The organism is Streptococcus suis, from assembly GCF_002960425.1.
In the GTDB taxonomy this organism is placed as follows: Bacteria; Bacillota; Bacilli; order Lactobacillales; family Streptococcaceae; genus Streptococcus; species Streptococcus suis_S.
Genome location: NZ_POIZ01000059.1, coordinates 1 through 1,414 on the forward strand (window position 1 = coordinate 1; position 1,414 = coordinate 1,414).

1 protein-coding gene is annotated in these 1,414 nt (G+C 38.8%); it reads left to right on the plus strand.

Features of this window, described 5'->3' with window-relative positions; genetic code table 11:
* The first annotated feature begins 123 nt into the window (after positions 1 to 123).
* On the plus strand, positions 124 to 1,380 hold the full coding sequence (locus C1G57_RS08590; protein ID WP_105114567.1) for an ISL3 family transposase: 1,257 nt from the start codon (positions 124 to 126) through the stop codon (positions 1,378 to 1,380).
* The last annotated feature ends 34 nt before the right edge of the window (positions 1,381 to 1,414 follow it).

The following is a 1,414-nucleotide window of genomic DNA, read 5'->3' on the forward strand; positions in this document are numbered from 1 at the left end:
GGCTCTATAATTTCTGTAGTGGGTAAATCCACTGTAGAGATTATGGAGCCTTTTTGAGTATAGAAAAAAGTCCCATATGCCCTATAATGAAAAGCGACGAAACTCACATTAGAAAGGGTTCATATGGAACAACTAAATCTTATCACAAATCTTCTCAGAATTAAAGACAAAAATATTGTTATCACTGATGAATATGATATGGGAACTCACTTAGAACTCCACGGTCACTTGGATTACACAGCCCCTAAATGCCCTTCCTGCAAGGGACAAATGACAAAATACGATTTCCAGAAAGCCTCTAAGATCCCCTACCTAGAAACAGCTGGCTATCCCTTACTTATCCGACTTAGAAAGCGTCGCTTCAAGTGTAAAGATTGCGGAAAAATAGCGGTTGCTGAAACTCCTCTTGTCAAGAAGAACCACCAAATCTCTGTCGCGGTTAACCAGAAAATCGCCCAATTACTCATCGAAAATCAAGCAATGACACATATTGCACACAGGCTATCAATTTCAACATCGTCAGTTCTGAGAAAGCTCAATGAGTTCAAGTTTAAAACAGATTGGAATACCTTACCTGAGATGATGAGCTGGGACGAGTATGCCTTCAAGAAGGGGAAAATGAGCTTCATCGCTCAAGATTTCGACTCCCTAAATGTCATCACCATTCTCGACGGAAGAACTCAAGCAACCATCCGAAACCACTTTCTACGCTATCCTAGAAAGGTTAGAAATCGGGTCAAAGTGATTACCATGGATATGTTTAGTCCCTATTATCAACTTGCTAAACAGCTTTTTCCGAATGCAAAAATTGTACTCGACCGCTTTCATATTGTTCAACACCTTAGTCGTGCTATGAACCGTATTCGTATTCAAATTATGAATCAATTCGACAGAACATCGCAGGAATACAGAGCCTTGAAACGCTACTGGAAATTGATTCAACAGGATAGTCGTAAACTCAGCGATAAACGATTTTATCGCCCTATGTTTCGAATGCATTTGACTAACAAGGAAATCCTAGAAAAACTCCTGTCTTTCTCCGAGGAACTACGACAGCACTATGAACTCTATCAGCTTCTCTTATTTCATTTCCAAGAGAAGAACTCAGACCATTTCTTTGACCTAATTGAACAAGAAATAGCCACTGTTAATTCTATTTTCCAGACGGTATTTAAGACATTTCTAAAGGATAAAGACAAGGTTTTGAATGCACTAGAATTGCCTTATTCAAACGCCAAACTGGAAGCTACCAATAATCTCATCAAAGTCATTAAGAGAAATGCCTTTGGTTTCAGGAACTTTGAAAATTTTAAAAAACGCATTTTGATTGCTTTGAACATAAAGAAAGAGAGAACGAATTTCGTCCTCTCTAGGTGTTAGCTTTTCATCTACCCACTACAGTTGACAAAGAGCC